This is a genomic window from Halomonas sp. TP35 (genome assembly GCF_052375975.1).
In the GTDB taxonomy this organism is placed as follows: Bacteria; Pseudomonadota; Gammaproteobacteria; order Pseudomonadales; family Halomonadaceae; genus Vreelandella; species Vreelandella citrativorans.
In genome coordinates, this window is the sequence record NZ_JBQSUZ010000032.1 from 1 (window position 1) to 4,293 (window position 4,293).

A 4,293-nucleotide genomic window follows, 5' to 3' on the forward strand; every position below is an offset into this window, starting at 1 on the left:
GCGGCACATAAAGACCCTGACTCCTTCACCGTCGTGATACTGGATAATGCCAGAATGCACCGTTCCAAGGCATTTCAGCGCAAACTTCTTGATTGGATGGCACATCGCATTCACCTGGTCTATTTGTCGCCGTATTCGCCGGAGCTGAACCTGATCGAAATCCTTTGGCGCGAAATCAAATACCGGTGGCTACCGTTAACAGCCTACAGTTCGTTCGATAAGCTTTGTGACGCGGTCAAAAACGTATGCAATGGTTACGGTACTGATTACTCAATAACTTTTGCGTAACCACTTAGCACCTCTAATTAGGTGGCCAAATTCACTATGCCACTACAATAGTGTGGGAAAAGCTAACGCATAAAAATCTCTTTTGGTAGTGTAGAAATTCCCTTATGCACGAATATCGAATTCTAGGTAGAGCCGTAGAGCTTAATGTTGTTACAAGTAAACCGTTCTATCAGAAGGTGAGCCAAATTGATGATTTCTGCGCAGATATAGGTATTACATTTACTAACCGATGGGAATTACTGTACCCAACTAAATTTTCCAAACTGTTGCTGAAAACATACTTAAAGAGGTGGCGAAATATCATTTGTCGGAGGGAACAAGCCCGTTTAATGCATACTCCGATGGAACCTTTTGGATTCCAAACTTCAATGAAAATTCTAACAAGCGGCAGCACAGTGACCGCTTTTCCGCCGCTACAAACCGGCACGTGTGCCGGGCGTTAGAGAGTAAAAAGGAATGAAATTGCGAGTCGCAGAAGCATTAGACCTTTCAACCTCTTTAATTTGGATAGACGACGAGCCTTTTCCGAATGTGGGCTGGATCGGCGGTGCAATATACGCCATCGTCTCAGACTATATGGTCTGAGACGATAACCTAACCCCGAAAACTCTCAAAATGTAATGGGTCTGCTGTGTCCACAATACGTGCCCGGCCTGGCAGCTTGGCACTCGTATAGGCGCGATTAATCAAGGCGCACATCTATAGGGTACACAGGCGTATCCAGCTCACCTAAATACCAGATCTCAATACTAGAGGGCTGGCCGTAAAAATAATACACATCGACGCTTGATTGCCCTGCGCCCTGTAAACTGTGGAATGTCATCTCTGCAAGATACCCTTGCTCGTCACGCGCAAATACATGATTGTGTCGCAAGTTAGGTGACGAATTTGACTCAACTGGCTCAAATTCCGAGTAATCAATCACCAAACGGTTGTACTCAAAGCTAATCCCTGCGGGTAATTCCTCCACTGCGTATGCTTGCTTGGTCAAGTTACTTGCTAGCGCCATATTAACCTGTGCGGTCATTCTAACGGGTACGCCCGTAAAGCGCTCAGGGTCATAGTTGAAGCGCCCAATCATATGGATCGACTGCACGGTTTTTGAATTTACGTCAAAGCCTGTCTTTTCCGCTTGCAGGTTGCTTTGCTCAGGGGCTTTAACTGGATTGCCCTCAACATCGAAAAACTCGAAAAGCGCCATGGTCGGCGTCCTCATGCGATCACGACGGTCGATCAGTAAATCGCTTTGCACGGGTGGGTAATACCACGCGACTTGCCCAGGGTAATCGAGCTCAGCGTCGGTATCATCACTTGGCATTAAATAGCGCGCTACTTGCACCGCCTCGGCTAATTCGTCAGCCTCAAGTTCGGTGCGCTCAGCGCGTAGGGCTAGTTGGCCTGAGTAAACGGGTGCAGTGGGTTCAATTTCTGGTAATTGCGCCAAACCGGCATCCGCTCGGCGTGCCGTTGGCATATTATGCACTGGGATATCTAACGCTTGCTCCACGATCTGGCTATCTTCGTGATATACAAATAACGTCACCTGCCCGTGCGCTACGGGGCCATTAAAGCTACTAGCAACGAAATGAGCATCGCCCCATGCCGCCGCAAGCTCGCTGTCAAGCGCCTCTAGTTCAGCCAGCGCGGTGTCATAATCCAAATCGTTGCGTGCCATGCGTTGAAATAAATTATCTAACAGCGTGTTGAGGCGTTCATACACATACAGTGGTTCCCGCTCGCTCTGCACATGGGCTAAATAGTGACCTTGGCTATCCTGGGCGTCGGTGACGATATCCTGGTCAAGCCACTCAATCGTGCTGCTTTCGTCGGTTTCTATGCGCAACGCGAACGAAGAGGCGCCAAAAGCCTCTAATACGACACGCACGCCATTCTGATCGAAGGTTCTACCAACATCGTCTGCACTAAAATTGAAGGTGATGACATCCTCGGGTAATTGGGCTTTGAATTCACCCTTTAAACGCACGGCGGGCGGCGCAGCGTCTTCATCTTGACCGAGATAACAGTAGGTATCGCCAGCCAAAATCACCCGTTCAGCTTGGGGTTCTCGCTGATTCGTATCCGGCAAGGTGAGTACTTCGCCGTTCGCGAGCTCTATACTTTTATAATCAACGCGGTGACGTATTGGCAAGGGAAAGCCTGGTTGGACTTGCATGCCCTGGTTGCCGGTGCGACGCATACATAACGGATTAACGTGGGTGTTAAAGGCTCGAATACTGTCTACAAAAGCTTGCTGCAATGATGCTACATCCGAGTAATCCGACAGCCGATATATGCGCGGCAAGCTAAACTCAATATCACCTGGCTGGCCATATAAATGAAAGGTGTTGATAGTAGAAAAGTAGGCGTGACGCACCTCATTCGCTAAAAGATCACGTAGCTTGGCATCATCAAGTTCGGCTAAAGCCTGTTGTCGACTTTCGTAAATGGCCTGTTGTTGTTCAAATAGCTGGTGCATATTGCTCTCTCCTGGGGCTTCTAGTGAAACCTGCGAGGCATTCGCACCTTGCCCATTAGAGTCTTGATTTATAATAAATAAACCAATACATGCCGAGGCGACTATGAGCACTATCAGTGACTTACTCGCGACTTTCATATTCACATACCTTGTGTTTTAAATGCGTGCGGATATTGTATATAAGGTGGGTTTAATACATATATCAATTTAAAAAATTATTTACGTAGCTTTTCGCAACTAATGCGTGGTTGAAAAAACGCCTAGTGCGTTCGGTTACTGAGCGCTTAACTAAGTACGAGGTGAAGTAAGGCATTAGGGGCACACGCTCTGAACTCACTGCCCGCTGAACCTGCATAGAGTGCTAGCAATCCAGGCTGGGGTCCTGGTGGTAGTGATCAAGTAATATTGGCTACTACAATGCGAGGGTTTCATCTTTTAGAGTCTAGGGGGCACGGGTGAGTAAACACCTAACAAGTCAATGAACTACGCGACTGCGGCGCCGGACGTGCCAGCGCACGCTGGTTATTTCGGGCGTTAACCATATTAGGAAGTTAAGATCGTGCATCAATATCTAGAGTCAACGGAATACATAGACTGGAAGACGCCAGAGGTGCAGACCAAGGCGAAGTCACTAGCCGCTGACGCTGACTGTCTCAAGCGAGTTGCAGAGAAGTGCTTTGTCTTCGTCCGAGACCAAATCAAGCATAGTTGGGATTACGAGTGTGATCCTGTGACATGCAAGGCATCCGACGTGTTGAAACACGGTACAGGTTACTGTTATGCGAAGAGCCACCTGCTGGCAGCATTGCTACGAGCAAATGGAATACCGGCGGGCCTATGCTATCAACGGTTAACCATTAGTGATGATGGTAATGGGCCACCTTTTTGTCTGCATGGCTTGAACGCTCTATATCTTGAGGAGCACGGCTGGTACCGAATTGATGCTCGGGGTAATAAACCAGGAGTGACAGCGGATTTTTGTCCCCCAATTGAGCGCCTAGCATTTCCTATAGTCACTGCGGGAGAAGCGGATCTTCCGGAAATATGGGCAGAGCCAATAACGCCTGTTCTTGGCGTGCTTCTAACAAAAAAGACATATCGCGAGGTGGCAGATAATCTACCGGATATTCAGTTGAATGCTGCTAACAAAACATTGCAGCGGCCGAGCCGCTGAATGCAGGCGTTAAGGGCAAGGAGATAAAATGGAACTTATTCATTTAGAAAGCACAGATGAACTATACAAAGAAGCATTGGATTTACGGTATGACTTATTTTTCCGATCTCCTGGCCTTCCGCGAAAAATACTGTTTGATGCACTCGAGTGTAGTAGTTTTCATATCGCTGCAGTAGATAATGGTTCGTTGTGCGCATATGGCCGACTAAGCGAAGAAAGCCCACGAATCTTTAAGATATCTCAGATGGTAGTCCGCCCAGACATGCAAGGGCAGGGCTTAGGTGCAAGCATCCTAACGAAACTGACACATGAAGCGCTTGAAAAGGGGGCTGAAGAAATTTATTTAAATGCTAGG

General features: G+C 47.8%; 4 protein-coding genes. 3 read left to right on the top strand and 1 reads right to left on the bottom strand.

The window, feature by feature from the left end:
• Positions 1–288: transposase (locus tag ACT3RU_RS17845; protein WP_483392972.1), on the top strand; the 288-nt coding region annotated here is incomplete at its 5' end.
• 682 nt (positions 289–970) lie between these two features.
• On the opposite strand, the gene ACT3RU_RS17850 is transcribed toward ACT3RU_RS17845, so the two are convergent.
• The gene (locus ACT3RU_RS17850) at positions 971–2,764 is read right to left on the bottom strand and encodes a hypothetical protein (RefSeq protein ID WP_192528690.1); all 1,794 of its coding nucleotides are present in this window, start codon (positions 2,762–2,764) and stop codon (positions 971–973) included.
• Between the two features lie 610 nt (positions 2,765–3,374).
• Here ACT3RU_RS17850 and ACT3RU_RS17855 point away from each other — a divergent pair.
• Together ACT3RU_RS17855 and ACT3RU_RS17860 are read left to right on the top strand one after the other, a co-directional pair.
• Complete coding sequence (locus ACT3RU_RS17855) at positions 3,375–3,938, top strand: transglutaminase-like domain-containing protein (RefSeq protein WP_483392974.1); 564 nt, start codon at positions 3,375–3,377, stop codon at positions 3,936–3,938.
• A 28-nt stretch (positions 3,939–3,966) separates the two neighbouring features.
• Positions 3,967–4,293: GNAT family N-acetyltransferase (locus ACT3RU_RS17860; protein WP_483392973.1), on the top strand; the 327-nt coding region annotated here is incomplete at its 3' end.